This window comes from Pseudomonas sp. FBCC-B1667, from assembly GCF_059133255.1.
Map to the genome: position 1 here is coordinate 1,998,218 of NZ_CP101437.1, position 26,166 is coordinate 2,024,383.

The following is a 26,166-nucleotide window of genomic DNA, read 5'->3' on the forward strand; positions in this document are numbered from 1 at the left end:
TGATGACCATGAGTGTGGAAACTCAAAAGGAAACCCTGGGCTTCCAGACCGAGGTGAAGCAACTGCTGCACCTCATGATCCATTCGCTGTATTCCAACAAGGAAATATTCCTTCGCGAATTGATCTCGAACGCCTCTGACGCTGTCGACAAACTACGTTTCGAAGCCCTGTCCAAGCCTGAGTTGCTGGAAGGTGGCGCCGAACTGAAAATCCGTGTGAGCTTCGACAAGGACGCTAAAACCGTCACCCTCGAAGACAACGGCATCGGCATGAACCGTGAAGAAGCGATCACCCACCTGGGTACCATCGCCAAATCCGGCACTGCCGATTTCATGAAACACCTGTCTGGCGATCAGAAGAAAGATTCGCACCTGATCGGTCAGTTTGGTGTGGGTTTCTACTCTGCCTTCATCGTCGCCGACAAAGTCGACGTGTTCAGCCGTCGTGCCGGTGATTCGGCGAGCGAAGGCGTGCATTGGTCGTCCAAGGGCGAAGGCGATTTCGAAGTTGCCACCGTCGAAAAAGCCGAGCGCGGAACCCGCATTGTTCTGCATCTGAAGTCCGGTGAAGACGAATTCGCCGATGGCTGGCGTCTGCGCAACATCATCAAGAAGTACTCCGACCACATCGCCCTGCCGATCGAGTTGCCAAAAGAAGTGGCCGCTGCCGAAGGTGAAGAGCAGCCTGCCGCCGAATGGGAAACCGTCAACCGCGCCAGTGCCCTGTGGACCCGTCCTCGCACCGAAGTGAAGGACGAGGAATACCAGGAGTTCTACAAACACGTTGCCCACGATTTCGAGAACCCGCTGAGCTGGAGTCACAACAAGGTCGAAGGTAAGCTCGAATACAGCTCGCTGCTGTACGTGCCGGCCCGTGCTCCGTTCGACCTGTACCAGCGTGAAGCGCCGAAAGGCCTGAAGCTGTACGTCCAGCGTGTGTTTGTGATGGACCAGGCCGAGTCGTTCCTGCCGCTGTACCTGCGCTTCATCAAAGGCGTGGTCGATTCCAACGACCTGTCGCTGAACGTGTCGCGAGAAATCCTGCAGAAAGACCCGATCATCGATTCGATGAAGTCGGCACTGACCAAGCGCGTTCTGGACATGCTGGAGAAACTGGCGAAGAACGAGCCTGAGCAATACAAGAGCTTCTGGAAGAACTTCGGTCAGGTCATGAAAGAAGGCCCGGCAGAAGACTTCGCGAACAAAGAGAAAATCGCTGGCCTGCTGCGTTTCGCATCGACCAACGGTGAGGAAGGCGAGCAGGTGGTTGGCCTGGCTGAATACCTGGCTCGCGCGAAGGAAGGTCAGGACAAGATTTACTACCTGACCGGCGAAACCTACGCACAAGTCAAAAACAGCCCGCACCTGGAAGTCTTCCGCAAGAAAGGCATCGAAGTGCTGCTGCTGACCGATCGCATCGACGAGTGGCTGATGAGCTACCTCAACGACTTCGACGGCAAGAGCTTTGTCGACGTGGCACGCGGTGACCTGGACCTGGGCAATCTGGACTCGGAAGAGGACAAGAAAGCTGCGGAAGAAGTCGCCAAGTCCAAAGAAGGTCTGGTTGAGCGTCTGAAAACTGCACTGGGCGACTCGGTGGCTGAAGTACGGGTTTCCCACCGTCTGACCGACTCCCCGGCGATTCTGGCGATCGGCGAGCAGGACCTGGGCCTGCAGATGCGTCAGATCCTCGAAGCCAGCGGTCAGAAGGTTCCGGAGTCGAAGCCGATCTTCGAATTCAACCCGGCTCACCCGCTGATCGAGAAGCTCGACAACGAGCAGAGCGAAGAGCGCTTCGGCGACCTGTCGCACATTCTCTTCGATCAGGCGGCACTGGCTGCCGGTGACAGCTTGAAGGACCCGGCGGCGTATGTGCGCCGTCTGAACAAGCTGCTGGTTGAACTGTCGGTTTAACTGCGTTGTAAAAAAAACCCGCTTCGGCGGGTTTTTTTCATTCTGGTGTTTTTAAGCAGGAGTGAATCATGAGCCTGCGCACTGGACTTGGCCCGCACGGGTGCGCCGTTGAAAGCGGCAGTGTCGTTCCACGGCCCGCTGGATTCACCTGATCAGGCGGACGCCAAACACATCAAGGGCTCGGTGTTGGTTCTGCACGGTGCGGCGGATCCGTTGGTACCTAAAGAGCAACTGCCGGCTTTCGAAGCGGAAATGAACGCGGCGGGCGTGGGCTGGCAATTGCTGAGCTACGGCAAGGCGGTGCATTCCTTCAACGATCCAAGCCAATGTGCCAGGCATGATGATGGATGACGCGAAGATTGCGGCGCGGGCGTTTACGTCGATGCACAATTTGCTGGATGAGGTGTTTAAAGGCTGATCGACACACGATCGTTCCCACGCGGAGTGGGAACGATCAGGAGAGCTCAAGGCAATTCAATCCGCTCACTTTCCCCTGGCACCGTCGGCCAATCCCCGGCCGCCCAGCGCCGCCGGGCGTCATCGATAACCGCCGGATCACTCGCGACAAAATTCCAGTTGATCCGCCGAGGCCCGTCCATAGGTGCGCCGCCAAACAACACGGCGTGACAGTCGCTCTCGGCAAAAAGCGTCATCTCTTCTCCCGCCGGCAACACCACCAGCGAATTCAATTCCAGCGCCTCGCCATCCAGCTGCGCTTCACCACTCAAGACATACAGGGCACGTTCTTCATGCTCGGTGGGGATCAGCAGCGTGGTCGCCGTTTGCAGGTTCAATTCGGCGTACAACGTAGGAGAAAGCACCGGCACCGGCGATTCCAGGCAAAAGCCTGACCCGGCAATCATCCGGATCTTCACCCCAAGGTTATCGCTGACCGGCAAGGTGCTCGCCGGATGATGGCTGTAGGACCCAGGCCCCTGTTCATGCTCTTTGGGCGAGGCCAGCCAGATCTGCAAGCCGTGCATCGTAAAGCCGCTGTCTTTCAACGCCTCGGGTGTGCGCTCGACGTGGGCAATCGCCCTGCCGGCGGTCATCCAGCTGACATCACCGGCATTGACCACCTGATCGGAACCGAGGCTGTCCTTGTGCTGGATTTGCCCTTCAAACAGATAGGTGAGGGTCGACAGGCCGATGTGCGGATGCTGACGAATGTTCATGCCTTTGCCCGCCGGATAACGGGTTGGCAGCATGTGGTCGAAAAACACGAAGGGCCCGACACTGCGGCACTTGGCGGACGGCAACGGGCGAAGAATCGGCTGGCCTTCAACCTCTTCGGCGCGGGGGCGGATCACGAGCGGAGTGTTCATGTTGCATTCCAGGCTGAGCGGGTGATGCAGGGAGCATAACCCGCTTGCGCTGCCGTTGCCGCTATTGGCTGAACGCGCCTTCGGACAGGTGGGTTTCGATGCTGACGTCGGTGGTGGTCATCAGTTTGTGAACCGGGCAGCGGTCAGCGACACGGTGCAATTCATCGCGCTGCGCATCGGTCAGTACACCCTTGAGGGTCAGTTTGACGTGCAGGGCGTATTTGCCTTTTTGCTCTTCGCTGTTGTCGCGTTTGACCTCGACGGTGACACCGGTCAGCGGGATGTCCTTTTTCTTGGCGTACATCTTCAAGGTCAAGGCTTTGCACGCCCCCAGGGCCGCATCGAAATAATCGTGGGGTTCTGGCGCCGAGCCTTCGCCGCCGGAAGCGGTCGTCACGTCGGCAAACAGTTCGTGTTCATCGATTTGAACGCTGTGGCGAAAACCTTCGGCGGAAACGGTATTGACGGTAACGGTCATGGAAAGCCTCCCAGGCTGGAAAAGTCGTTGGGTCAAAAAAGACCTTGAAGTTATAGAGCATTCCTCTGCGGGCGCGTTCCACTTTCTTGCGGGTCATCCTCGGTCGCGGGTTGGAGACCGGGTTACCGGCCGGCCGTGCGCGGTTGCGAATGACGCAATCGCGGCCTATGGTCCAAGCGAGGTATTGCCTGCGACCATCACATAATGACGCGCCACAGGCTTGTGTCCATCCAGTGCGAAAACCATAGCAAGGTGAAGACATGCCAAACGACTCCCGCCCCGCCGTACTCGAACTCATCGGCAACACGCCACTGGTGCGTGTCAGCCGCTTCGATACCGGCCCGTGCACACTGTTCCTCAAGCTTGAATCACAAAACCCCGGCGGTTCGATCAAGGACCGCATCGGTCTGGCGATGATCGACGCCGCCGAGCGCGACGGTCGCCTGCAACCCGGCGGCACCATCGTTGAGGCCACGGCCGGCAACACCGGTCTGGGCCTTGCGCTGGTCGGCCGGGCCAAGGGGTATCGCGTGGTGTTGGTGGTGCCCGACAAGATGTCCACCGAGAAAGTCCTGCACCTCAAGGCGATGGGCGCCGAGGTACACATCACCCGCTCCGATGTCGGCAAGGGGCATCCCGAGTACTACCAGGACGTCGCCGCGCGGCTGGCCAAGGAAATTCCCGACGCCTTTTTTGCTGATCAATTCAACAATCCGGCCAACCCGCTGGCCCACGAATGCAGCACGGCGCCGGAGATCTGGGCGCAAACCCAGCATGATGTCGATGCCATCGTCGTCGGTGTCGGTTCGGCCGGGACGCTGACCGGTTTGACCCGGTTTTTCAAGCGCGTGCAGCCGAACCTGGCGATGGTGCTGGCCGACCCGGTCGGCTCGGTAATGGCCGAATACAGCCGCAGTGGCACCCTCGGAACGCCCGGTTCATGGGCGGTGGAAGGCATTGGCGAGGACTTCATTCCCTCAATTGCCGACCTGTCCAGCGTGCGCCACGCGTATTCGATCAGCGACGAAGAAAGCTTCGATCATGCCCGCCAGCTGCTGCGCGCCGAGGGCATCCTCGGCGGTTCGTCGACCGGCACCTTGTTGGCGGCGGCGCTGCGTTATTGTCGCGAGCAAACCGAGCCGAAACGGGTCGTGAGTTTTGTCTGCGATACCGGCACCCGCTACCTGTCGAAGGTCTACAACGATCAGTGGATGAAGGATCAGGGCCTGCTGCAATACAAGCGCTACGGTGATCTTCGCGACCTGATCTCGCGCCGTTTCGAGGATGGCCGGGTGATCAGCGTCGGTCCGGACGACACGCTGCTGACTGCGTTCCAGCGCATGCGTCTGACTGACGTGTCGCAACTGCCGGTGCTGGTAGACGGCCAGCGGCTGGTCGGGGTGATCGATGAGTCCGACATACTGCTGCGGGTGCACCAGGACGCGTCGCATTTTCGCTTGACCGTGGCCAGCGCGATGACCGACAAACTGCAAACCCTGCCGGCCGCTGCCAGCCTGGCTGAGCTGCAGGCAGAACTCGATCGTGGTCTGGTGGCGATCATTGCCGATGCCTCAGGCTTCCATGGCCTGATTACCCGCGTCGACCTACTCAATCATTTACGGAGATCCCTGACATGAGTCACGATACAGATGCTGCGCCCCATGGCTTTGCCACTCGCGTGATCCATGCCGGGCAGGTGCCGGACCCTTCCACCGGCGCGTTGATGCCGCCGATTTACGCCAACTCCACCTATTTGCAGCAAAGTCCGGGCGTGCACAAAGGCCTCGACTACGGGCGCTCGCATAACCCGACGCGCTTTGCGCTGGAGCGTTGCGTGGCGGATCTTGAAGGCGGCACCCAGGCGTTCGCGTTTGCGTCCGGGCTGGCGGCTATTTCCACGGTGCTTGAGCTGCTTGATGCCGATTCGCATATCGTCTCGGGCAATGATTTATATGGAGGCACGTTCCGTCTGTTCGACAAGGTGCGTCGGCGCAGCGCCGGGCATCGCTTCAGTTTCGTTGACCTGACGGACCTGTCGGCCTTCGAGGCGGCGCTGCAAGACGACACCCGCATGGTCTGCGTCGAGACGCCGAGCAATCCGTTGCTGCGCCTCACGGACCTCGCTGCCATCGCGCGCATTTGCCGTCAGCGCGGGATCATTTGCGTGGCCGACAACACCTTCGCCAGCCCGTGGATCCAGCGTCCGCTGGAGCTGGGCTTCGATGTCGTGGTGCACTCGAGCACCAAGTATTTGAACGGTCACTCCGACGTGATTGGCGGTATCGCGGTGGTTGGGCAGAATGCGGCGTTGGCCGAACGGCTGGGCTTTCTGCAAAACGCGGTAGGCGCCATCGCCGGGCCGTTTGACGCCTTCCTCACCCTGCGCGGTGTGAAGACCCTGGCATTGCGCATGGAGCGTCACTGCAGCAACGCATTGGCGCTGGCGCAATGGCTGGAACAGCAGCCGCAGGTCTCGCGGGTCTACTACCCGGGATTGCCGTCACATCCGCAGCACGAACTGGCGCGGCAGCAGATGCGCGGTTTTGGCGGGATGATTTCTCTCGATCTGAACACCGACCTGGCAGGCGCCAAGCGCTTTCTGGAGGGGGTGCGGATCTTTGCGCTGGCGGAGAGTCTGGGCGGGGTGGAAAGCCTGATCGAGCACCCGGCGATCATGACCCATGCCACGATCCCCGCCGATACCCGTGCCGAGCTCGGCATTGGCGATGCGCTGGTGCGATTGTCGGTGGGGGTTGAGGATGTTGCTGACCTGCGCGCCGATCTGGCGCAGGCGCTGGCGCGGATCTGACTTTCAGGCAGGCAAAAAAAATCCGGAACCCTTGGCGGATTCCGGATTTTTCTGTCGATCGCGTATCAGCTGCCTTTGACAGATTTACCGTTGACCGTACCGTCGAGGAGCATGATGTTGTACTCCTTGCCGTCGGTTTCAACCTGTTGCAGACGGACCAGCAGGTAATCCCAGTCCTTGGCGAACCACAGGACGGTGGTGCGCTTGTTTTGTGTCGGGTCACGCACGCGCTCGACCTTGATCGCATCGATGTTGCCCGCCTTGGTCTCGACCTTTTCCGAGGCCAGCACGCGGAAATCGTAGGTATCGACGTCATTGCCGTCGACTACCTGATAGCTCATGCTTTTTTTGCCGGCGGCGACGTCGCGCTGCAAAGCCAGTTGATAAGTGGATTTGTCGACCATGCCGGTGTTTAGCGGGACCTTGACCGGGTCACCGCGATCCATGCCAGTGACCATCTTGGTGGTCCAGTCGAAATCCAGATTCGACTTCTTGGCTTTGCCCAGGCCGCTACGTTCAAAGAGGTAGGACTGAGGCAACAGGGTGTTCTTGTCCAGCGTCAGGGTGCTTTCTTCAGTCAGGCTGGCGATCATCATCGACGCCTTGAAGCTGAGCTTCCAGACGCCATTGGCTTGTTGGCTCAGGCTGCGTTCAGCCGTGCCGCTCATGGGCAGTTGTTTCCAGTCGGCGGTGTAGCTGGCGGAGAAGGGTTGAAGGTCCGCTGCCTGCGCAAAGGGCAGGGCAAACAGAGCGCAAGCGAAGAGCAGGGCGCGACGCATAATATCTCCTAGTTTCGAATCAAGTGGCCGCTGGCCGCGAGTAACTTCCCATCCAGTAAAGCACCTTGTTCACCGAGGGATAAACGACCTTCGGCAAACCAGCGAACAGCCAGCGGGTAGATCAGGTGTTCCTGGGCATGGACTCGCTGCGCCAGACTCTGCGGCGAATCGTGCAACTCTACCGGTATTACTGCCTGTACGACCAGTGGTCCGCCATCGAGTTCCTCGGTGACGAAGTGGACGGAGCAGCCGTGCTCGGTGTCACCGGCCTCCAGCGCGCGCTGATGAGTGTGTAACCCTTTGTATTTGGGTAGCAGCGAAGGATGGATATTCAGCAGGCGACCCGCGTAGTGGCGCACGAAGTCAGCGCTGAGAATGCGCATGAAACCGGCCAGTACCACGAGTTTGGGGTTGAAGGCGTCGATCAGCTCGATCAGCGCAGCATCAAAGGCCTCGCGGCCTTCGAAAGCCTTGTGATCCAGGGATCGGGTGTCGATACCCGCCTCCCTGGCGCGTTGCAGGCCGTAGGCGTCGGCGCGGTTGGAAATCACCGCAGCGATACGGACCGGGCTGTTGCCGGTCCGCGTGCTGTCGATCAAGGCCTGCAAGTTACTGCCGGTGCCGGAGAGCAGCACCACGACATCACAGGGAGCGGACATTAATGAGCCTTGAGGTTCTTCAGTTCAACCTGAGCCGCGCCTTCGGCAGCGGTGGCGATCTGACCGATGACCCAAGGCTGCTCGCCGGCTTCACGCAGAACGTTCAGAGCGGTTTCAACATGCTCTTGAGCCACGCAGATAACCATGCCGACGCCGCAGTTCAGCACACGGTGCATTTCGTTTTCGTCGACGTTGCCTTTCTCTTGCAGCCAGTCGAATACGGCCGGGCGAGTCCAGCTTGCCACGTCAACCACCGCTTGAGCGCCTTTTGGCAGAACGCGCGGGATGTTGTCCAGCAGGCCACCACCGGTGATGTGGGCCATGGCCTTGACCGCGCCGGTGTCCTTGATCAGCTTGAGCAGCGGCTTCACGTAGATGCGGGTCGGGGCCATCAGCAGGTCGGTCAGTGGTTTGCCGTCGAGCTGGATGTTTTCGATGTCGGCACCGGACACTTCGATGATCTTGCGGATCAGCGAGTAGCCGTTTGAGTGCGGGCCGGAAGACGGCAGGGCGAGCAGGGCATCGCCGGCAGCGACTTTCGAACCGTCGATGATTTCGGATTTTTCCACGACGCCGACGCAGAAGCCGGCCAGGTCGTAGTCTTCGCCTTCGTACATGCCAGGCATTTCAGCGGTTTCGCCGCCGACCAGGGAGCAGCCGGACAGTTCGCAGCCTGCACCGATGCCGGTCACGACCTGGGTCGCGGTTTCGACGTTGAGTTTGCCGGTGGCGTAGTAGTCGAGGAAGAACAGCGGCTCGGCACCGCAGACCACCAGGTCATTCACGCACATGGCCACCAGGTCGATGCCGATGCTGTCGTGCTTGTTCAGGTTCAGCGCCAGGCGCAGCTTGGTGCCCACGCCGTCGGTGCCGGAAACCAGCACAGGCTGCTTGTAGCCAGCCGGGATTTCGCAGAGGGCGCCGAAACCGCCCAGGCCGCCCATGACTTCCGGGCGCGCAGTGCGCTTGGCGACGCTCTTGATGCGTTCGACCAATGCTTCACCGGCGTCGATGTCTACACCGGCGTCCTTGTAGCTCAGGGAGGGTTGCTTGCTCATGATCCAGGCCTTTAGGGGGGATTCAGGGGTAACGACCGAGTCCAGCGGGGACGCCGAATTCGACGCGGGCGATTGCCTCACGCGAAATTCGAGCCGCCCGGCTGTTGCCGGTCTGCGAAGGCGCGCGATTTTATCAGGCTTGAGGGGCAGCGGCCATCCTCAGGCCGACAGCAGGGGCATATCCTATAAAAAAAATTGAGATTGAGCGTGTTAGCGCCGTGTGGCATGGCTGTATAAGGTATCCCGATTAACCGTCTATCGTTATGACAGCGCGAAAACTTATCGCGGCCGTGTGAATGTTTTGCACAGGGATGTGGTCACAGCCCTGTTCGAGCGTCTTCATGCGGTCTGTTCCAGCCGCTCTTGTCGTCAGGAATCTTCCATGCGTTTTCTTTCTAAATTTTTGTATCTGAGCTGTTTTTCCCTTTTCAGCCTCGCGAGCCATGCCGAGAACGTCAAAGGTCTTTATCAGGTGCGCGAGCCTGTCACCAGTCAGTCGACCGAGGAGCGTGACCAGGCGACCCAGCGCGCGCTGGACACGCTGGTGCTGCGCCTGACCGGCGATCCAAAGGCAGCGCAGAGCCCGGGATTGGCGGCGTTGCGCAAGGATCCCCAGCAGATCATCAGTCAATACGGCTTTGATGCCGGGCCGCCGGAAGTGTTGAAGGTCGATTTCGATCCGGCCACCACCGAGCAGACGTTGCGCCGTGCGGGGCTGTCGTTGTGGGGCGCGAATCGGCCTTCGATCCTCGGCTGGTGGCTGAACGACTCCACCGAAGGTTCGAACCTGGTGGGCGATGGCCAGGCCAGTGCTGCGCCATTGCGGCGTGCGGCGCAGCATCGTGGTTTGCCGTTGCGTTTGCCGCTGGCGGATTTGAGTGAGCAGTTGGTGGCGACAGCGCCGACGCTTGAAGGTGTGGATGCGACGCCACTGCACAATGCCTCGGAACGTTACAACGCTGACGCCTTGCTCGCGGTGCATGCCAAGGAGGAGGGTGGCCAGTGGCAGGCGAAGTGGAATTTGTGGCTGGGCGACAAGAAGGAAGCCGGCAGCGTGCAAGGCGCGGATCAGGCTGCGGTGGCCGATGCGGTGATGCTCGCGGTCAGCGAGCGACTGGCGCCGCGGTTTGTCGTCAAGGCAGGGGCTTCGGGCGAGCAATTGCTGGAAGTGCAGGGCATGAACCTGGAACGCTACGCGGCGCTGGGGCGCTTGCTCGACCCGTTTGGCGCGCGCCTGCAACGTGTTGACGGTGATCGCATCCTTTACAGGGTGAATGGGAGCGCCGAGCAGCTGCGCTCGCAGTTGTCCCTGGCCAGGTTGCAGGAAGTGCCGGCCGGTGAAGGCACGGCGCCCGTCGCCCCGGTTCAGCCGGTTGGGCAAGGTTCGGCGCCTGCTGCAGCACCGGCCGCGGCACCGACGCCGCAGTTGCGATTCCGCTGGTAAGGTTTTCTTTCTTTATATAGATGCATATGGAGTGGTACATGGCCGATACGCGCCGTTGGTTCTGGTTGGGTGGAGTGGTTCTGCTCTGCGCGTTTGTCTGGCTGCTGCATCCTATCCTGACGCCATTTCTGGTGGCGCTGCTGCTGGCCTATCTGTTCGATCCTCTGGTGGATCGGCTGGAGAAACTCGGGCTTTCAAGGACATGGGGCGTGGTGGCGGTGTTCGCGTTGTTCACCCTGATTTTCACCACGCTGCTGCTGGTGTTGGTGCCGTTGTTGGCCCGGCAGTTGTTTCGCTTGTATGAGCTGGCACCGCAAATGCTCGACTGGTTACAGCACACGGCATTGCCGTGGGCGCAGTCAAAATTCGGTTTGTCGGAGGGCTTCTGGAAGTTCGACAAGCTCAAGGCCGCGATCAGCGAGCACGTGGGCCAGACCACCGACATTGTCGGTGTAGTGTTAAGTCAGGCCACGGCGTCCGGTCTTGCGTTGATTGGCTGGCTGGCCAATCTGGTGTTGATCCCGGTGGTGAGTTTTTACCTGCTGCGGGACTGGGACCTGATGGTGGCGAAGATTCGCAGCCTGCTGCCACGTGATCGCGAAGAGCGCGTGGTCGAGCTCGCCGGTGAATGTCATGAAGTGCTCGGTGCGTTTGTGCGTGGTCAATTGCTGGTGATGGTGGCGCTGGGCGTGATCTACGCGTCTGGCCTGATGCTGGTGGGGCTGGAGTTGGGGCTATTGATCGGTCTGATCGCCGGTTTGGCCGCGATCGTGCCGTACATGGGTTTTGTCATCGGGATTGGTGCGGCGTTGATCGCCGGTCTGTTCCAGTTCCATGGTGACCTTTATCCGATGTTGGGCATTGTCGCGGTGTTCATGGTCGGGCAGGCACTGGAAGGTATGGTGTTGACGCCATTGTTGGTCGGGGACCGAATCGGTCTGCACCCGGTGGCAGTGATTTTCGCCATTCTGGCGGGCGGCGAGCTGTTCGGTTTCACCGGTATTTTGCTGGCGTTGCCAGTGGCGGCGGTGATTATGGTGCTGGTGCGCCATGTACATGATTTGTATAAAGATTCTGAGATGTACAGCGGCGAGGACGAGCCGCAGCTGTAAGGGCTGTTGAGCGGTCGTCGCGGCCAACCCGGATCATCGCCGGGTTGGCTGGCGTTCCTCGCGTGGCTGTCACATGCACCGCCAACAAAACTGTCATAAAACCAGTGCGTTAACGCAAACCTTTGATTTGCTTGTGGTCTGTCGCATTGTGCGGCCAGCGTCACGGGTATAAACTTCGCAAACTTTACACAGAGGCCACTAACGGTTCCTTTGGAACTGTTCAGTCAGCATGAAACCGATTCAGCTGCCCCTAGGTGTGCGTCTGCGTGATGACGCTACCTTTATCAATTACTACCCAGGCGCCAATGCCGCTGCACTCGGCTATGTCGAGCGGCTATGCGAAGCCGACGCTGGGTGGACTGAAAGCCTGATTTATCTCTGGGGCAAGGACGGGGTAGGGCGTACGCACTTATTGCAGGCGGCCTGCCTGCGCTTCGAGCAGTTGGGGGAGCCAGCAGTGTATCTGCCATTGGCCGAACTGCTGGATCGCGGTATCTCGATTCTTGATAACCTCGAACAATACGAACTGGTCTGCCTGGATGATTTGCAGGCGGTTGCCGGCCGGGCGGATTGGGAAGAGGCGCTGTTCCATCTGTTCAATCGCCTGCGCGATAGCGGGCGGCGCCTGCTGATCGCCGCGTCGACCTCGCCGCGCGAACTGCCGGTGAAGCTGGCGGACTTGAAGTCGCGCTTGACCCTGGCCCTGATCTTTCAAATGCGTCCGCTCTCCGACGAAGACAAATTGCGTGCCTTGCAATTGCGTGCTTCGCGTCGTGGTCTGCACCTGACCGATGAAGTCGGGCATTTTATTTTGACTCGCGGTACTCGCAGTATGAGCGCGCTGTTTGAGCTGCTGGAACGTCTCGATCAGGCCTCTCTTCAAGCTCAGCGCAAGCTGACCATCCCCTTCCTGAAAGAAACGCTAGGCTGGTGAAGCCAAGGCCTGGCGGGGTTTCGGCGTATTTCAGGCGCCAGAAACTGCGCTTTCCTACAAGGTTGCAGGCTGCGTAAGCGTTTAAAAGGGGCTTAAGCGCTTAGATGTTAACGAGAAACCGATAAGTCACATAAAGTTCGATTGAATTTGCAAATGAGGATGATAGCGGGCATAGTCTCTACTTCTTTACAACTATCAGCCACGGTCGTGCCCATGCTAAAGCGCTTCGCACCCCTCGTGCCTCTCGCACTCGTCACCCTGTTGTTCGGTTGCGCTGCTCACTCTCCAGTGTCCCAGCAAGAGCAACAGCAGCAGGTTAAAAATTCAGTTACCGCGCAATCCTCTTCCGTTCTTTTCCAGGAAGAGCTGGCCACCGATAAAGAACTGGCTGACTTTGCCGACGGCAAGTCGTACCAGCTTCCGGTTCTGGCCGACAGCATTCTCGAACGTGGCATGTCCCTGATCGGTACCCGTTACCGGTTCGGCGGCACCTCTGAAGCCGGTTTCGATTGCAGTGGTTTCATCGGCTACCTGTTCCGTGAAGAAGCGGGCATGAACCTGCCGCGCTCCACTCGCGAAATGATCAACGTGAACGCACCTCTGGTCGCTCGCAGCGCGCTGAAGCCCGGTGATCTGCTGTTCTTCGCCACCAACGGTCGTCGCGGTCGCGTCAGTCACGCCGGGATCTACCTGGGTGACAACCAGTTCATCCACTCCAGTAGCCGCAAAAGTGGTGGTGTCCGGGTCGATAGCCTGGGCGATAGCTACTGGAACAAGACCTTCATCGAGGCCAAGCGCGCCCTCGCGATGGCCCCGACCGTGGTCACCGCTCGCAAGTAAACGTACAGTTTGTAAGGCGAAGTTAAAGTCTTACTTGAAGTTTGCCGCGTAGCCGCTAGAATCCTGATCTAATATTGATGGCAAACCGCCTGCGTCCAACGCAGGCGGTTTTCTTTTCTGTCTCCCCGGCAGAAATAGCCGCAGCCAGATCAGGATGTTCTGCTTATGACGATGTCGGCCCGCCTCGCACTTATGTTCTTCGCAGCGCTGCTCAGCGCCTGCGCCAGCCGCACACCGCCTCCTGCGCCGGTTGTTCGTGCTCCCATCGTCTTTGGTTCTTCTCAAGCATTCTCCCCCGAGGCCGAAGAGGTGCTGTTTCGTGCGTTGGGGCTTGTGGGCACGCCTTACCGCTGGGGCGGCAATACACCTGACTCAGGGTTCGATTGCAGTGGCCTGATCGGCTACGTCTACCGGGATGCTGCCGGCATTTCCCTGCCGCGCACCACACGCGAAATGATCAGCATGCAAGCGGCCAATGTAGGCAAGGAAGGTTTGCAGACCGGTGACCTGATTTTCTTCGCCACCAATGGCGGCTCGCAAGTCAGCCATGCCGGGATTTACGTCGGCGAAGGACGCTTCGTTCACGCGCCCGCCACGGGCGGCACGGTGAAGCTCGACAGCCTGTCCAAGGCGTACTGGCAGAAAGCGTACCTGAGCGCCAAGCGCGTTCTGCAGCCTGAGCACCTGGCGCGCAATCCCTAGTCACACTTCTACAGGGGGTTGCGGTTATTTGGTTGCGGACACGCGCCAGACTTTATTGCCGACATCATCCGCCACCAGCAAGCCACCTTGCTGATCGATCACCACGCCCACCGGCCGGCCCATGGCGTCCTCGTCTTTATTGAGGAATCCAGTCAGCACATCCACCGGTTGCCCGGTCGGTTTGCCGCCCGTGAAGGGTACGAAAATCACTTTGTAACCGCTGTGCGGGTTTCGGTTCCATGAGCCGTGCTGGCCGATGAACGCCCCTTCCTTGAACTGCGCGGGCAAGGTGTTGCCTTCAGCGAACGTGAGGCCCAACGAAGCGGTGTGCGGGCCGACCGCATAGTCCGGCGCAATGGCCTTGGCCACCAGATCCGGGTTTTGCGGTTCAACCCGAATGTCGACGTGCTGGCCGTAATAGCTGAAGGGCCAACCGTAGAACGCCCCGTCCTTGACCGACGTGATGTAGTCCGGCACCAGGTCGCTGCCGATTTCGTCCCGCTCATTGACAGCCGTCCACAGCGCGCCGCTTTGAGGCTCCCAAGCCAGGCCGTTGGGATTGCGAATCCCTGAGGCAAATATCCGGTGATTACCGGTGGCGCGGTCCACTTCCCAGATCGCCGCGCGGCCTTCTTCCTTGTCCAGACCGTTTTCACCGGCGTTGCTGTTTGAGCCCACTGTGACGTACAGCTTGCTGCCGTCCTTGCTGGCGATGACGTTTTTGGTCCAGTGATGATTCAGCGTGCCCCCCGGCAGATCGACCACTTTGATCGGTGGCGATTTGATCGCGGTATCACCGTTTTCATAGTGAAAACGCAGCAAGCGGTCGGTGTCGGCCACGTACAGGTCATTGCCGACCAGCGTCATGCCGAACGGCGAATTGAGATTTTCCAGGAACACCGTACGGGTTTCGGCGATGCCGTCGTGGTCCTTGTCTCGCAGTAGTGTGATGCGATTCGGGCTGGGCACGCCGGCGCCGGCGCGGCTCATGGTTTTCTTCATAACCCAGCCACGAATGCCTTTGGCGTCATCGGGCTTGGGCGGCGCGTTGGTTTCGGCCACCAGCAAATCACCGTTGGGCAGTACGTAGAGCCAGCGAGGGTGATCAAGGCCTTCAGCGAAGGCCGCCACTTGGGTGCCGGCAGCCGCGGTGGGTTTCGCGCCGGCCGGCCAGCCGATCGCCGGGGCGATGTTCACCGTAGGGATCAGGGTTTTATTCGGTTCGGGCAGCTTGGGTGACGGACCGGTGCCGTCGGAGACTTGCAGGCTGGAGGTTTCACCACAGGCGGCAAGCCCTCCGGCGAGCACGATGACGAGTATGAGCGGGGGCTTGCGCATGCGGGTCTTCCCTATGAAGGCGGTGTCTTAAATCATAGAGAAGATATACGCAGCGATGGTTCAATGGATCAGCCGCGAGCTTCCTTGAGCAACACCGCGATACCGGGGTGATAGTTGCCGGCTTCATTGCGCAACTTGCGGTAGGCGTAAGGGAAATACCAGGCGACGGCGCAGCAGTGTTCCTTTTGCAGGTCGTCGACCATGTCCTGAAGTTCTTCAGGGGTAGCGCTCTGCTGGGCTTTTTGCGGAGCCACGAACAGGCAGCCGAGTTTCAGGTCGCTGGCGTAGCTGATGCGTTTGGCGTCGCTGGTGATGTCTTGCAGTGCCTGCGTCAGGTTCAGGCTGTTGACCTTGGGCCAGCGTTGAGTGGCCTGAAAATAAGCACGCTCTTCGGCGGTGGCGATAAACAGGTCAGCGCGGGCGTTGCGCTCGCCTTCTTCGTGCTGTTTGCGTGTCGTTGTGGCTTGCAGTGTGACCATTTCCGCCATCCACGCAGCGGCATTGAGCAGGCCGAGGTTAGCCTTTTCGTCATGCCAGTAAGGCGCTTCGTTATCGCCGCGAACCGAGTTGTAGCGGTCGATACAGTCAAACCAGCGTTCCAGCACCGGTCGCAGGAATTCCAGCTTCGGATTGCTGATAATCATGCCTTGCATGTTGCTCACCCTTGTAATTGTGTTGTTGGGTTTGTGGCTCTTTGATATCACTGCTGGCCGTGCGGTGCAAGTTGGCGTCAGTAAATCGAGCGGCGGCAGTATATCGCTCGCCGGGGCTTTGTCTTTATTTGACGCTCCACCCCCAACCCTCTAACCTTCGCGGCTTGTTTCAGGTGCTCTGTGGCAGTGGCCGACAGAGTGAAACAGGGAAGCCGGTGAGTGACCATCGTCAAGCGACGAAGCGTCACGATCCCGGCGCTGCCCCCGCAACGGTAAATGAGTGAAAACTGCGCCTTGAGCCACTGTGTCTGTTGTCGACATGGGAAGGCGCGCAGTCCGGCCAACGCCGCTCATGAGCCCGGAGACCGGCCTGATTCATCCAACGGCATCACGGTGGGCGATGCCAGGCTTCTTGCCGTCTATTCTTGTGCCCCGCCCGCCGTTATCCAGCCTCAACGGAGAGCTCCCTATGACCGATACCCCAGATCGTGACGAACGCCATTTGGCGCGCATGCTGCGCAAAAAAGCCGTGATCGACGAACGCATTGCCAATTCCCCGAACGAGTGCGGCTTGTTGCTGGTGCTGACCGGCAACGGCAAAGGCAAAAGCAGTTCGGCGTTCGGCATGCTCGCCCGCTCAATGGGCCACGGCATGCAGTGCGGTGTGGTGCAGTTCATCAAGGGCCGTAACAGCACCGGCGAAGAGCTGTTCTTCCGTCGCTTCCCGGAGCAAGTGCGTTTCCACGTCATGGGCGAGGGCTTCACCTGGGAAACCCAGGACCGCCAGCGTGACATTGCCGCCGCCGAAGCCGCTTGGGCGGTGTCCCGTGAATTGCTCAGCGATCCGTCCATCGGTCTGGTGGTGCTGGATGAACTGAACATCGCACTCAAGCACGGCTACCTCGACCTCGATCAGGTGCTCAGTGATTTGCAGGCGCGTCCGCCGATGCAGCACGTGGTAGTGACCGGTCGCGGCGCCAGGCCGGAAATGATCGAACTCGCCGACACTGTCACCGACATGGGCGTGATCAAGCACGCATTCCAGGCCGGGATCAAAGCGCAAAAAGGCGTCGAGCTGTGAATACTACGTTATGAAAAACAGTCGTCACTGCCCGGCAGTACTGATTGCCGCGCCGGCCTCCGGTCAGGGCAAGACTACCGTCACCGCCGCGCTGGCCCGTTTGCATCGCAATCAGGGGCGCAACGTTCGCGTGTTCAAATGCGGCCCGGACTTTCTTGACCCGATGATTCTCGAGCGCGCCAGCGGTGCGCCGGTGTATCAACTGGACATGTGGATGGTCGGCGAGCAGGAAAGTCGTCGACTGTTGTGGGAAGCCGCCGCTGAAGCCGACTTGATCCTCATCGAAGGCGTCATGGGCTTGTTCGACGGCACGCCGTCCAGCGCCGACCTGGCGCGGCACTTTGGGGTGCCGGTGCTCGCCGTAATTGACGGCACCGCCATGGCACAGACCTTTGGTGCGTTGGCGTTGGGCCTGGCGAAGTATCAGCCGGACTTGCCGTTTGCCGGCGTCTTGGCCAACCGCGTCGGCACATTGCGTCATGCGCAACTGCTCGAAGGCAGCCTGACCGAAGGCTTGCGTTGGTACGGCGCGTTGTCCCGGGAAACCGGGATCGAATTGCCGAGCCGTCATTTGGGCCTGGTTCAAGCCAGCGAGTTGAACGACCTCGATCTACGCCTTGATGCGGCGGCCGATGCGTTGGCCAGCAGTTGCGAGGTGGCGCTGCCGCCAGCGGTGGAATTTGCCGCCCCGGATGTGATCCCTGCCGAGCCGTTGCTCGCGGGTGTGCGAATTGCCGTGGCCCGTGATGAGGCGTTCGCGTTCACTTATGGCGCGAGTCTGGATTTATTGCGAGCCATGGGCGCCGAGTTGCGGTTTTTCTCACCGATCCGTGACAGCCAATTACCAGAGGCAGACAGTTTGTATCTGCCGGGTGGTTATCCCGAATTGCACCATGTTGCACTGTCGCAGAACACCACGATGCTCGACGCGATCCGTGTGCATCATGCGGCCGGTAAACCGCTGTTGGCCGAGTGTGGCGGCATGTTGTATTTGCTTGATTCATTAACGGATGTCGAAGGCACTCGCGCCGAACTGGTGGGGCTGCTGAAGGGCGACGCGGTGATGCAAAAGCGTCTGGCCGCGTTGGCGTTGCAAGCGGTGGAATTGCCGGAAGGTTCGTTGCGTGGCCACACGTATCACCATTCCCTGACCAGTACCGAGCTTGAGCCGATTGCGCGTGGCCTGAGCCCGAATGGCGGGCGGGGAGCGGAGGCGGTTTATCGCGAGGGGCGGATGACGGCTTCTTATGTGCACTTTTATTTTCCGTCCAATCCATCGGCGGTTGCCGCGCTGTTTGTGCCTGACCTTGAGGACGCCATCGCGAGCAGGCTCACTCCTGCATTAGAAAGTGGATTGTCTGAAGAAATGCGGTCCACTGTGGGAGCGAGCCTGCTCGCGAAGAGGCCATGAGCGACAACGCATTCTCTGAAGCCGAACGCGCAGCGGTCTACCGCGCCATCGCCGAACGCCGCGACATGCGTCACTTCAGCGGCGGCACGGTCGAGCCCGAACTGTTGCGCCGTCTGCTCGAAGCCGCACACCAGGCACCCAGTGTCGGCCTGATGCAGCCCTGGCGCTTCATCCGCATCAGCGACCGAGCCCTTCGCGGGAAGATCCAGCAACTGGTCGAAGAAGAACGCATCCGCACCGCCGACGCCCTCGGCGAGCGCACGGACGAATTCATGAAGCTCAAGGTCGAAGGCATCAACGACTGCGCCGAGGTGCTGGTCGCCGCGCTGATGGATGATCGCGAGCGCCACATCTTCGGCCGTCGCACCTTGCCGGAAATGGACATGGCCTCGTTGTCCTGCGCGATCCAGAACCTGTGGCTGGCCTCCCGCGCCGAAGGCCTTGGCATGGGCTGGGTGTCGCTGTTCGAACCGCAAGCGCTGGCGGACCTGCTGGGTTTGCCGGCCGGGGCCAAACCGTTGGCGGTTCTTTGTCTGGGGCCGGTCAAGGAATTCTATCCGGCGCCGATGCTGGTACTCGAAGGCTGGGCGCAAGCGCGTCCGCTTAGCGAATTGCTGTATGAAAATTATTGGGGAGTGAGTCAATGAGCGTGGCGTTATTGAGTGTCGCCGCGGTAGCGCTGGACGCGCTGCTGGGTGAACCCAAACGCTGGCATCCGCTGGTGGCGTTCGGTGGTTTTGCCGAGCGAATCGAGCAACGTTTCAACGGCGGTGGACGCGGCTGGCGCAGTCATGGCGTTACCGCGTGGGTCATTGCGGTCGTGCCGCTGACCTTGCTCGCCACGGCATTGTCCTGGGCGCCTTATGTCGGTTGGGTGGTCGAGATTCTCGCGTTGTATTGCGCACTCGGCATGCGCAGCCTCGGTGAACATGTCGAGCCGGTGGCCAAGGCGCTGCGCAGTGATGACCTGGAAGAGGCCCGTACGCGTGTCGGGTATCTGGTCAGCCGCCAGACCAGCGAACTGGATAAAACCGAAGTAGCCCGTGCAGCTACAGAATCGGTGCTGGAGAATGGCAGCGATGCGGTGTTCGCCGCGCTGTTCTGGTTTGCGGTGGCCGGCGCGCCCGGTGTGGTGCTCTACCGATTGAGCAACACGCTGGATGCGATGTGGGGTTATCGCAATGAACGCTTCGAACGTTTCGGCTGGGCCGCGGCGAAGATCGATGACGTCCTTAACTACATTCCCGCACGCTTGGTGGCGTTGACCTACGCGCTGCTGGGTAACACCCGCCTGGCGTTGAAATGCTGGCGTACCCAAGGCCCGACCTGGGACAGTCCGAATGCCGGCCCGGTGATGGCGGCGGGTGCCGGCGCATTGGGCGTGGAGTTGGGCGGTGCGGCTATTTATCACGGTGAACTTCATCAGCGTCCGCAATTGGGTGAAGGTGTGCCGGCGGATGCGGACTCTATTGACCGTGGCTGGCAATTGGTTCAGCGCGGGGTATGGTTATGGTTGCTGATTCTCTGCGTGGGGGCTGAATTCTATGCTTGAGCATGGTGGTCGATTGCGCAAGGCGGCGCTCGAATACGGCATCGCGGAAGCTGATTGGCTCGACCTGTCCAGTGGCCTGGCGCCCTGGCCATTTCCGGTCCCGGACATCCCGTTGCGCGCCTGGGCACGCTTGCCGGAAACCGATGACGGTCTGGAGCAGGCGGCCTGCGACTATTACGGTGCAGCACAAGCGCTGCCCGTGGCCGGTTCGCAAATGGCCATCCAGTTGCTGCCGCGGTTGCGCCGCGCCGGCAAGGTTGGCGTGCTGTCGCCGTGTTATGCCGAGCACGCCGAAGCCTGGCGGCGCTGTGGCTACATCGTGCGCGAAGTGCTGGAGCAGGAAGTCGACTTCTTTATCGACAGCCTCGACGTGCTGGTGGTGGTCAACCCGAACAACCCGACCGGCCTGAGCCTGACCCCGAGTCGGCTGCTCGACTGGCACACGCGCCTGGCCTCGCGCGGTGGATGGCTGGTGGTGGACGAGGCGTTCATGGATAACACGCCGCAGTTGAGTGTGGCGCCGTTTACCCATCTGGTCGGCTTGATCGTGCTGCGTTCGTTCGGCAAATTTTTTGGTCTGGCCGGTGTACGGCTGGGCTTTGTGCTGGCGGAACGCAAGCTGCTCAAACTGCTCGCCGAGCAAGTCGGACCGTGGGCGGTCAGCGGGCCGACCCGAGTAATTGGCCAGGCCTGTCTTCGGGACACCGAAGGTCACGTCCGCCAACGCCGGCGCAGTGAAGAAGCCAGCGAACGGCTGGCGCGACTGCTTGAGCAGTTCGGGTTCAAGCCTTTGGGTGGATGCGCCTTGTTCCAGTGGCTCATCATTGATCAAGCCGAGCAACTGCACGAATTCATGGCCCAACAAGGCATTTTGCTGCGCTTGTTCCCCCACAACAGCAGCCTGCGATTTGGCCTGCCCGCCGATGAAGCCGACTGGACACGCCTGACGCAAGCCTTTGAAACCTATGCCAAGGAAGCCCAATGAGCACATTGATGGTGCAGGGCACCACGTCCGATGCCGGCAAAAGCACGCTGGTGACGGCGCTGTGTCGCTGGGTGGTGCGCCAGGGTGTGCGCGTCGTGCCGTTCAAGCCGCAGAACATGGCGCTCAACAGCGCAGTGACCGCGGACGGTGGTGAGATTGGTCGCGCGCAAGCCGTGCAGGCCCAGGCCGCCAACCTTGAACCGCACACCGACATGAACCCGGTGCTGCTCAAACCCAACAGCGACACCGGCGCCCAGGTGATCATTCACGGGCGCGCGGTCACGACCATGAACGCCGTTGCCTATCACGACTACAAAACCATCGCCATGCAAGCGGTGCTGGCGTCTCACGAACGCTTGAGCGCGGCGTATCCGGTGGTGATGGTCGAAGGCGCGGGCTCGCCGGCCGAAATCAATCTGCGCGCCGGCGACATCGCCAACATGGGCTTTGCCGAAGCGGTGGATTGCCCGGTGGTGTTGATCGCCGACATCAATCGCGGCGGTGTTTTCGCGCATCTGGTGGGCACGCTGGAGCTGCTGTCGCCGACCGAACAGGCGCGAGTCAAAGGCTTCATCATCAATCGTTTTCGTGGCGACATCGCCTTGCTGCAGCCCGGTCTCGACTGGCTCGAAGAGCGCACCGGCAAACCAGTGATCGGTGTCCTGCCGTACGTGATGGACCTGCATCTGGAGGCTGAGGATGGCATTGATCAGCGCCAGACCGACAAGGCCGACCAGGTACTGAAAGTCGTGGTGCCGGTGCTGCCGCGCATCAGCAACCACACAGATTTCGATCCGCTGCGTCTGCATCCGCAAGTCGACCTGCAATTCATCGGCCCCGGCCAGGCGATCCCGCCGGCTGATCTGATAATTCTTCCAGGCTCGAAAAGCGTGCGCAGCGACCTCGCGTACCTGCGGGCCAATGGCTGGGATTCAGCGATCAGTCGTCATCTGCGCTACGGCGGCAAAGTGCTCGGGATTTGCGGTGGTTTGCAAATGCTCGGCGAGCACGTGCACGACCCGTTGGGCCTGGAGGGCGCACCGGGCTCTAGCGCTGGCCTAGGGGTTCTGGCGTTTGAAACGCAGCTCGAAGAAGAGAAGCAGTTGCGCAATGTGCGCGGTCGTCTGGCGCTGGAAGACGCGGCGGTCAGCGGCTACGAAATTCATGCCGGCGTGACCACCGGGCCAGCGCTGGAAAACGCCGCCGTGCAGTTGGACGATGGTCGCTGCGATGGCGCGCAAAGTGTCGATGGGCAGATTTTCGGCACATATTTGCATGGTTTGTTTGAATCGCCGGCGGCGTGCAGCGCGTTGCTGCGCTGGGCGGGGTTGCAGGATGTGCAGGAGGTCGATTACCACGCATTGCGCGAGCGCGATATCGAACGGTTGGCGGATCTGGTGGAGAAACATCTGGACACCGGGCTGCTGCGTGAACTCTGCGGGATTTGAGGTGAGTTCATCGCGAACAGGCTCACTCCTACAGTGGATCGCCAGCGAACATACACTTTTTGTTCGCCATCGACCCACTGTAGGAGTGAGCCTGCTCGCGATGAGGCCAGTCGCAACGCCGCCATTTAAAGGTAAATGACCATGCTCCAACTGATCCTCGGCGGCGCCCGCTCCGGCAAAAGTCGACTGGCTGAAAAACTTGCCATCGACAGTCAACGGGCCGTGACCTACATCGCCACCAGCCAACCGCTGGACGGCGAAATGAACGACCGCGTCACCCATCACCGCGCCCGCCGTCCGGCTGAATGGGCCTTGATTGAAGAACCGGTCGAACTCGCCCGCGTCCTGCGTGAAACCGCCAGCGCCGACCGGTGCCTGCTGGTGGATTGCCTGACGCTGTGGATGACCAATCTGCTGATGCTCGACGACGCTGAGCGCCTCAACACTGAGCGCGAAGCCCTGCTGGATTGCCTGGCCTCGTTGCCAGGTGAAATCATTTTTGTCAGCAACGAGACCGGTATGGGTGTCGTGCCGCTGGGCGAATTGACTCGCCGCTATGTCGATGAAGCCGGTTGGCTGCATCAAGCCCTGGCCGAACGCTGCCAACGTGTCGTCCTGACCGTCGCCGGCCTGCCCCTGACTCTGAAAGGAACTGCGTTATGACTCAATCCTGGTGGCTAAACCCGTGCAAGCCGATCGATGCGCAAGCCGTCGAACAGGCGCAGGCGCGTCAACAGCAATTGACTAAGCCGGCCGGCTCCCTCGGGCGACTGGAGTCGGTGGCGGTGCAATTGGCCGGGTTGCAGGGGCGGGTCAAGCCGAACCTGGATCAGCTGTGGATTGCGATTTTTGCCGGTGACCATGGTGTCGTGGCTGAAGGGGTTTCGGCATTTCCTCAGGAAGTCACCGGGCAAATGCTGCACAACTTCGTCACCGGCGGCGCGGCGATCAGCGTGTTGGCGCGGCAGTTGGGCGCATCCCTGGAAGTGGTGGATCTGGGCACGGTGACCCCGACCTTGAATCTGCCCGGTGTCCGTCACGTGAACGTTGGCCCTGGTACGGCGAATTTCATCAAAGGCCCGGCCATGACGGCGGTCCAGGGTGAGCTTGCCCTGCAGGCCGGTCGCGACAGCGTGCAGCGCGCCATCGCAGTCGGGGCGCAGTTATTTATCGGCGGTGAAATGGGCATCGGCAACACCACCGCCGCCAGTGCATTGGCCTGTGCCTTGCTCGATTGTCCGGTGGTGCATCTGGCTGGCCCGGGCACCGGCCTGGATGCAGCGGGTGTCAGCCACAAGGCTCAGGTCATCGAGCGCGCGTTGACGCTGCACGGTGGTCAGCGCGGGGACGCGTTGCAGACATTGTTCAATCTGGGCGGTTTTGAAATTGCTGCGCTGGTGGGTGCCTATCTGGCGTGTGCGCAGGAAGGCGTGGCGGTGCTGGTCGACGGGTTCATTTGCAGCGTCGCGGCAGTGGTGGCGGTGCGTTTGAATCCCGAATGTCGCGCGTGGCTGCTATTCGGACATCGCGGTGCTGAGCCGGGACATCGACATGTGCTGGAAACCCTTGGCGCTGAGCCGCTGCTGGACCTCGGGTTGCGTCTGGGCGAGGGCAGCGGTGCCGCGTTGGCTGTGCCGTTGTTGCGCCTGGCCTGCGACCTTCACGGGCAGATGGCGACCTTCGCCGAAGCCGCGGTTGCGGACCGCCCGGCATGACGTTGCGTCTGGACCTGTTGCGACATGGCGAGACCGAGCTCGGTGGCGGGTTGCGTGGCAGTCTCGATGATGCGCTGACGGAAAAAGGCTGGGCGCAGATGCGCGCAGCGGTGATCGAGCAGGGGCCGTGGGATCGATTGGTCAGTTCGCCGTTGCAGCGTTGTGCGCGGTTTGCTGAAGAACTCGGCGCGCAACTGGGGTTGCCGGTGCAGTTGGACAAGGATCTGCAAGAGCTGCACTTCGGGGCCTGGGAAGGGCAGAGCGCTGCGGCGTTGATGGACACCGATGCCGACGCGCTAGGGCTGTTCTGGGCTGATCCCTATTCGTTTACGCCGCCGGACGGTGAACCGGTGGCGGACTTCTCTGTTCGGGTACTGGCGGCCATCGAACGGCTGTCAGTTGCCCACGCTGGCGAGCGGGTTCTGTTGATCAGTCATGGTGGCGTCATGCGTTTATTGCTGGCTCAAGCGCGAGGATTGCCGCGTGAGCAGTTGCTCAATGTCGACGTCGCTCATGGTTCATTGTTTGGGTTGCGCGTCGAACCCGGCGTCATTCTCAAGGAAGCGATCTGACCATGCTGGCGTTCTGGATCGCCCTGCAATTTCTGAGCAGTCTGCCGATTCGTCTGTCGGGCATGCCGACGCCTCAGGAGCTGGGTCGGTCGCTGCTGTTTTATCCGCTGGTGGGGCTGCTGTTCGGCGCGATTCTGTGGACACTGAACTGGCTATTACTGGGCACGCCGGTGTTGCTGCATGCGGCGTTGCTGCTGACCGCTTGGGTCTTGCTTAGCGGCGCGTTGCACCTGGACGGTCTGGCCGATAGCGCCGACGCGTGGCTGGGCGGATTTGGCGACCGTGAGCGCACGCTGACGATCATGAAAGACCCACGCAGTGGGCCGATTGCCGTGGTGACGCTGGTGTTGGTGCTGCTATTGAAATTCGCCGCGTTGCTGGCGTTGGTCGAGCAGCAGCACAGTCTTTTCCTGATCATCGTTCCGCTGACCGGCCGCAGCGCGATGCTGGGCTTGTTCCTGACTACGCCGTATGTGCGCGCGGGCGGGTTGGGGCAGGCGCTGGCAGATCATCTGCCACGTATGGCGGGTCAGCAGGTGTTGGCGATCAGTGCGGTGGCGTGTGTGCTGATTGCGGGGCTCAGCGGTGTTTGGGCGCTGGTGCTGACGGCAGTGGTTTTTGTGTGGTTGCGGCAGTTGATGATGCGTCGATTGGGCGGGACGACGGGCGATACGGCCGGGGCGATGCTGGAGTTGCTGGAGATGGTGGTGCTGGCAGGATTGGCGTTGACCTGATGGTTTGAGTGCAGGATGTGCTGGCCTCTTCGCGAGCTCGCTCCCACATTCGATCGCATTCTTCCTCGAGGCGCTCAGTTAAATGAGGGAGCGGGCTTGCTCGCGAAGGCGGTCTGCCTGACACTCCAAACCGCTGATTAAAACCACCTGTAACTTGATTAAACACGACCGCGGGTATATACACGCACCATGCTCGACTCCCAATGTTTATGCATCAATCTGCGTCGCGCCGCGCGTGGCGTCAGCAGGCATTACGACGGCGCTCTCGACGGCTTCGGGATTAACGTTGCCCAGTATTCTTTGCTGTGTAATTTACAGCGTCTGGATCAACCGAGTATTTCAACGCTGGCCGAAGCCATGGGCCTGGACCGCAGCACCCTCGGGCGCAATTTGCGTGTGCTGGAGGGCGAAGGGCTGGTGAAGCTGGTCGAGGGCGAGGACATGCGCAATCGCATCGTCCGACTGACCGAGGCGGGGGCTGAACGCTTGGCAGCAGCCTTGCCGGCCTGGGAAGCGGCTCAACAACGATTGATTGACCGACTGGGTGCAGAGAAACGCGAAACCTTGTTGAGACTGCTGGACGAACTGGCCTGATGCCGGTTTTTCCGATCTTAAGCGGGTATA

The 26,166-nt window shown here is 60.5% G+C and carries 26 protein-coding genes, 1 pseudogene and 1 riboswitch; of the genes and pseudogenes, 20 read left to right on the top strand and 7 right to left on the bottom strand.

Features of this window, described 5'->3' with window-relative positions:
* The first annotated feature begins 8 nt into the window (after positions 1-8).
* Positions 9-1,913, top strand: a complete 1,905-nt coding sequence (htpG, locus tag NL116_RS08905; RefSeq protein WP_494376853.1) for a molecular chaperone HtpG — start codon at positions 9-11, stop codon at positions 1,911-1,913.
* 75 nt (positions 1,914-1,988) lie between these two features.
* Positions 1,989-2,331, top strand: a pseudogene (locus NL116_RS08910) (dienelactone hydrolase family protein); the annotation flags it as partial.
* A gap of 46 nt (positions 2,332-2,377) precedes the next feature.
* On the opposite strand, the gene NL116_RS08915 reads toward NL116_RS08910, so the two are convergent.
* Together NL116_RS08915 and NL116_RS08920 are read right to left on the bottom strand one after the other, a co-directional pair.
* Complete coding sequence (locus tag NL116_RS08915; protein ID WP_494376854.1) at positions 2,378-3,238, bottom strand: pirin family protein; 861 nt, start codon at positions 3,236-3,238, stop codon at positions 2,378-2,380.
* 61 nt (positions 3,239-3,299) lie between these two features.
* Positions 3,300-3,716, bottom strand: a complete 417-nt coding sequence (locus NL116_RS08920) for an OsmC family protein (protein ID WP_494376855.1) — start codon at positions 3,714-3,716, stop codon at positions 3,300-3,302.
* 260 nt (positions 3,717-3,976) lie between these two features.
* On the opposite strand from NL116_RS08920, the gene NL116_RS08925 reads away from it, so the two are divergent.
* Positions 3,977-5,353, top strand: coding sequence for a pyridoxal-phosphate dependent enzyme (locus NL116_RS08925; RefSeq protein ID WP_494376856.1), 1,377 nt, complete (start codon positions 3,977-3,979; stop codon positions 5,351-5,353).
* Positions 5,350-6,525, top strand: coding sequence for a trans-sulfuration enzyme family protein (locus NL116_RS08930; RefSeq protein WP_494376857.1), 1,176 nt, complete (start codon positions 5,350-5,352; stop codon positions 6,523-6,525). Before NL116_RS08925 ends, NL116_RS08930 begins: the two co-directional genes overlap by 4 nt.
* Before the next feature lie 65 nt (positions 6,526-6,590).
* Here the strand turns inward: NL116_RS08930 and NL116_RS08935 are convergent, their stop codons facing one another.
* From NL116_RS08935 to purM, 3 genes are read right to left on the bottom strand one after another with little or no spacing between them, the layout of a single operon-like run.
* The gene (locus NL116_RS08935; RefSeq protein ID WP_494376858.1) at positions 6,591-7,304 is read right to left on the bottom strand and encodes a DUF3108 domain-containing protein; all 714 of its coding nucleotides are present in this window, start codon (positions 7,302-7,304) and stop codon (positions 6,591-6,593) included.
* Between the two features lie 8 nt (positions 7,305-7,312).
* The gene (purN, locus tag NL116_RS08940) at positions 7,313-7,963 is read right to left on the bottom strand and encodes a phosphoribosylglycinamide formyltransferase (protein WP_494376859.1); all 651 of its coding nucleotides are present in this window, start codon (positions 7,961-7,963) and stop codon (positions 7,313-7,315) included.
* Complete coding sequence (purM, locus tag NL116_RS08945; RefSeq protein ID WP_010456810.1) at positions 7,963-9,021, bottom strand: phosphoribosylformylglycinamidine cyclo-ligase; 1,059 nt, start codon at positions 9,019-9,021, stop codon at positions 7,963-7,965. Before purM ends, purN begins: the two co-directional genes overlap by 1 nt.
* 382 nt (positions 9,022-9,403) lie before the next feature.
* On the opposite strand from purM, the gene NL116_RS08950 reads away from it, so the two are divergent.
* The 5 genes from NL116_RS08950 (at position 9,404) to NL116_RS08970 (ending at position 14,053) form a co-directional block, all read left to right on the top strand.
* On the top strand, positions 9,404-10,465 hold the full coding sequence (locus NL116_RS08950; protein WP_494376860.1) for a DUF2066 domain-containing protein: 1,062 nt from the start codon (positions 9,404-9,406) through the stop codon (positions 10,463-10,465).
* A 38-nt stretch (positions 10,466-10,503) separates the two neighbouring features.
* Positions 10,504-11,577, top strand: coding sequence for an AI-2E family transporter (locus NL116_RS08955; RefSeq protein WP_494376861.1), 1,074 nt, complete (start codon positions 10,504-10,506; stop codon positions 11,575-11,577).
* A 229-nt stretch (positions 11,578-11,806) separates the two neighbouring features.
* Positions 11,807-12,511 (top strand): DnaA regulatory inactivator Hda, encoded by a 705-nt coding sequence (gene hda, locus NL116_RS08960; RefSeq protein WP_010456804.1) that lies wholly within the window; start codon positions 11,807-11,809, stop codon positions 12,509-12,511.
* 213 nt (positions 12,512-12,724) lie between these two features.
* Positions 12,725-13,351 (top strand): C40 family peptidase, encoded by a 627-nt coding sequence (locus tag NL116_RS08965; RefSeq protein WP_494376862.1) that lies wholly within the window; start codon positions 12,725-12,727, stop codon positions 13,349-13,351.
* 165 nt (positions 13,352-13,516) lie between these two features.
* Positions 13,517-14,053: a C40 family peptidase gene (locus tag NL116_RS08970; protein ID WP_027922436.1), complete on the top strand. Its 537-nt coding sequence runs from the start codon at positions 13,517-13,519 to the stop codon at positions 14,051-14,053.
* Positions 14,054-14,077: 24 nt separating this feature from the next.
* Here NL116_RS08970 and NL116_RS08975 read toward each other — a convergent pair whose 3' ends face one another.
* Both NL116_RS08975 and NL116_RS08980 read right to left on the bottom strand, forming a co-directional pair.
* Positions 14,078-15,391, bottom strand: a complete 1,314-nt coding sequence (locus NL116_RS08975; protein ID WP_494376863.1) for a PQQ-dependent sugar dehydrogenase — start codon at positions 15,389-15,391, stop codon at positions 14,078-14,080.
* Between the two features lie 68 nt (positions 15,392-15,459).
* Positions 15,460-16,044 (bottom strand): hypothetical protein, encoded by a 585-nt coding sequence (locus tag NL116_RS08980; RefSeq protein ID WP_494376864.1) that lies wholly within the window; start codon positions 16,042-16,044, stop codon positions 15,460-15,462.
* Between the two features lie 154 nt (positions 16,045-16,198).
* A riboswitch (cobalamin riboswitch) is annotated at positions 16,199-16,432 on the top strand.
* Between the two features lie 81 nt (positions 16,433-16,513).
* Here NL116_RS08980 and cobO point away from each other — a divergent pair.
* From cobO to NL116_RS09035, 11 genes are all read left to right on the top strand, one after another.
* Positions 16,514-17,125 (top strand): cob(I)yrinic acid a,c-diamide adenosyltransferase, encoded by a 612-nt coding sequence (cobO, locus tag NL116_RS08985; RefSeq protein ID WP_494376865.1) that lies wholly within the window; start codon positions 16,514-16,516, stop codon positions 17,123-17,125.
* Positions 17,126-17,135: 10 nt separating this feature from the next.
* Positions 17,136-18,536 carry a cobyrinic acid a,c-diamide synthase CobB gene (locus NL116_RS08990; RefSeq protein ID WP_494376866.1) on the top strand — a complete coding sequence of 467 codons (1,401 nt, stop codon included), beginning with the start codon at positions 17,136-17,138 and terminating at the stop codon, positions 18,534-18,536.
* A complete protein-coding gene (gene bluB / locus NL116_RS08995) occupies positions 18,533-19,183 on the top strand; it encodes a 5,6-dimethylbenzimidazole synthase (RefSeq protein WP_494376867.1) in 651 nt (216 codons plus the stop codon). The genes NL116_RS08990 and bluB overlap by 4 nt, the downstream gene beginning before the upstream one ends.
* On the top strand, positions 19,180-20,088 hold the full coding sequence (gene cbiB, locus NL116_RS09000; RefSeq protein ID WP_494376868.1) for an adenosylcobinamide-phosphate synthase CbiB: 909 nt from the start codon (positions 19,180-19,182) through the stop codon (positions 20,086-20,088). The genes bluB and cbiB overlap by 4 nt, the downstream gene beginning before the upstream one ends.
* Positions 20,081-21,073 (top strand): threonine-phosphate decarboxylase CobD, encoded by a 993-nt coding sequence (cobD, locus tag NL116_RS09005; protein ID WP_494376869.1) that lies wholly within the window; start codon positions 20,081-20,083, stop codon positions 21,071-21,073. Before cbiB ends, cobD begins: the two co-directional genes overlap by 8 nt.
* The gene (locus NL116_RS09010; RefSeq protein WP_494376870.1) at positions 21,070-22,521 is read left to right on the top strand and encodes a cobyric acid synthase; all 1,452 of its coding nucleotides are present in this window, start codon (positions 21,070-21,072) and stop codon (positions 22,519-22,521) included. The genes cobD and NL116_RS09010 overlap by 4 nt, the downstream gene beginning before the upstream one ends.
* Before the next feature lie 141 nt (positions 22,522-22,662).
* Positions 22,663-23,184 carry a bifunctional adenosylcobinamide kinase/adenosylcobinamide-phosphate guanylyltransferase gene (gene cobU / locus NL116_RS09015; protein ID WP_494376871.1) on the top strand — a complete coding sequence of 174 codons (522 nt, stop codon included), beginning with the start codon at positions 22,663-22,665 and terminating at the stop codon, positions 23,182-23,184.
* A complete protein-coding gene (cobT, locus tag NL116_RS09020) occupies positions 23,181-24,236 on the top strand; it encodes a nicotinate-nucleotide--dimethylbenzimidazole phosphoribosyltransferase (protein WP_494376872.1) in 1,056 nt (351 codons plus the stop codon). The genes cobU and cobT overlap by 4 nt, the downstream gene beginning before the upstream one ends.
* Entirely contained in the window at positions 24,233-24,808 is a 576-nt protein-coding gene (gene cobC / locus NL116_RS09025) for an alpha-ribazole phosphatase family protein (protein ID WP_494376873.1), read from the top strand. Before cobT ends, cobC begins: the two co-directional genes overlap by 4 nt.
* Before the next feature lie 2 nt (positions 24,809-24,810).
* Positions 24,811-25,542, top strand: coding sequence for an adenosylcobinamide-GDP ribazoletransferase (locus NL116_RS09030; RefSeq protein ID WP_494376874.1), 732 nt, complete (start codon positions 24,811-24,813; stop codon positions 25,540-25,542).
* A 189-nt stretch (positions 25,543-25,731) separates the two neighbouring features.
* Positions 25,732-26,136 carry a MarR family winged helix-turn-helix transcriptional regulator gene (locus NL116_RS09035; protein ID WP_027922449.1) on the top strand — a complete coding sequence of 135 codons (405 nt, stop codon included), beginning with the start codon at positions 25,732-25,734 and terminating at the stop codon, positions 26,134-26,136.
* Positions 26,137-26,166 lie beyond the last annotated feature (30 nt).

What these genes read in the sequence shown, in the direction of transcription:
- htpG (WP_494376853.1), top strand. Translation starts at nt 9, where the DNA reads ATGAGTGTGGAAACTCAAAAGGAAACCCTGGGCTTCCAGACCGAGGTG.
- NL116_RS08915 (WP_494376854.1), bottom strand. Translation starts at nt 3,238, where the DNA reads ATGAACACTCCGCTCGTGATCCGCCCCCGCGCCGAAGAGGTTGAAGGC.
- NL116_RS08920 (WP_494376855.1), bottom strand. Translation starts at nt 3,716, where the DNA reads ATGACCGTTACCGTCAATACCGTTTCCGCCGAAGGTTTTCGCCACAGC.
- NL116_RS08925 (WP_494376856.1), top strand. Translation starts at nt 3,977, where the DNA reads ATGCCAAACGACTCCCGCCCCGCCGTACTCGAACTCATCGGCAACACG.
- NL116_RS08930 (WP_494376857.1), top strand. Translation starts at nt 5,350, where the DNA reads ATGAGTCACGATACAGATGCTGCGCCCCATGGCTTTGCCACTCGCGTG.
- NL116_RS08935 (WP_494376858.1), bottom strand. Translation starts at nt 7,304, where the DNA reads ATGCGTCGCGCCCTGCTCTTCGCTTGCGCTCTGTTTGCCCTGCCCTTT.
- purN (WP_494376859.1), bottom strand. Translation starts at nt 7,963, where the DNA reads ATGTCCGCTCCCTGTGATGTCGTGGTGCTGCTCTCCGGCACCGGCAGT.
- purM (WP_010456810.1), bottom strand. Translation starts at nt 9,021, where the DNA reads ATGAGCAAGCAACCCTCCCTGAGCTACAAGGACGCCGGTGTAGACATC.
- NL116_RS08950 (WP_494376860.1), top strand. Translation starts at nt 9,404, where the DNA reads ATGCGTTTTCTTTCTAAATTTTTGTATCTGAGCTGTTTTTCCCTTTTC.
- NL116_RS08955 (WP_494376861.1), top strand. Translation starts at nt 10,504, where the DNA reads ATGGCCGATACGCGCCGTTGGTTCTGGTTGGGTGGAGTGGTTCTGCTC.
- hda (WP_010456804.1), top strand. Translation starts at nt 11,807, where the DNA reads ATGAAACCGATTCAGCTGCCCCTAGGTGTGCGTCTGCGTGATGACGCT.
- NL116_RS08965 (WP_494376862.1), top strand. Translation starts at nt 12,725, where the DNA reads ATGCTAAAGCGCTTCGCACCCCTCGTGCCTCTCGCACTCGTCACCCTG.
- NL116_RS08970 (WP_027922436.1), top strand. Translation starts at nt 13,517, where the DNA reads ATGACGATGTCGGCCCGCCTCGCACTTATGTTCTTCGCAGCGCTGCTC.
- NL116_RS08975 (WP_494376863.1), bottom strand. Translation starts at nt 15,391, where the DNA reads ATGCGCAAGCCCCCGCTCATACTCGTCATCGTGCTCGCCGGAGGGCTT.
- NL116_RS08980 (WP_494376864.1), bottom strand. Translation starts at nt 16,044, where the DNA reads ATGCAAGGCATGATTATCAGCAATCCGAAGCTGGAATTCCTGCGACCG.
- cobO (WP_494376865.1), top strand. Translation starts at nt 16,514, where the DNA reads ATGACCGATACCCCAGATCGTGACGAACGCCATTTGGCGCGCATGCTG.
- NL116_RS08990 (WP_494376866.1), top strand. Translation starts at nt 17,136, where the DNA reads ATGAAAAACAGTCGTCACTGCCCGGCAGTACTGATTGCCGCGCCGGCC.
- bluB (WP_494376867.1), top strand. Translation starts at nt 18,533, where the DNA reads ATGAGCGACAACGCATTCTCTGAAGCCGAACGCGCAGCGGTCTACCGC.
- cbiB (WP_494376868.1), top strand. Translation starts at nt 19,180, where the DNA reads ATGAGCGTGGCGTTATTGAGTGTCGCCGCGGTAGCGCTGGACGCGCTG.
- cobD (WP_494376869.1), top strand. Translation starts at nt 20,081, where the DNA reads ATGCTTGAGCATGGTGGTCGATTGCGCAAGGCGGCGCTCGAATACGGC.
- NL116_RS09010 (WP_494376870.1), top strand. Translation starts at nt 21,070, where the DNA reads ATGAGCACATTGATGGTGCAGGGCACCACGTCCGATGCCGGCAAAAGC.
- cobU (WP_494376871.1), top strand. Translation starts at nt 22,663, where the DNA reads ATGCTCCAACTGATCCTCGGCGGCGCCCGCTCCGGCAAAAGTCGACTG.
- cobT (WP_494376872.1), top strand. Translation starts at nt 23,181, where the DNA reads ATGACTCAATCCTGGTGGCTAAACCCGTGCAAGCCGATCGATGCGCAA.
- cobC (WP_494376873.1), top strand. Translation starts at nt 24,233, where the DNA reads ATGACGTTGCGTCTGGACCTGTTGCGACATGGCGAGACCGAGCTCGGT.
- NL116_RS09030 (WP_494376874.1), top strand. Translation starts at nt 24,811, where the DNA reads ATGCTGGCGTTCTGGATCGCCCTGCAATTTCTGAGCAGTCTGCCGATT.
- NL116_RS09035 (WP_027922449.1), top strand. Translation starts at nt 25,732, where the DNA reads ATGCTCGACTCCCAATGTTTATGCATCAATCTGCGTCGCGCCGCGCGT.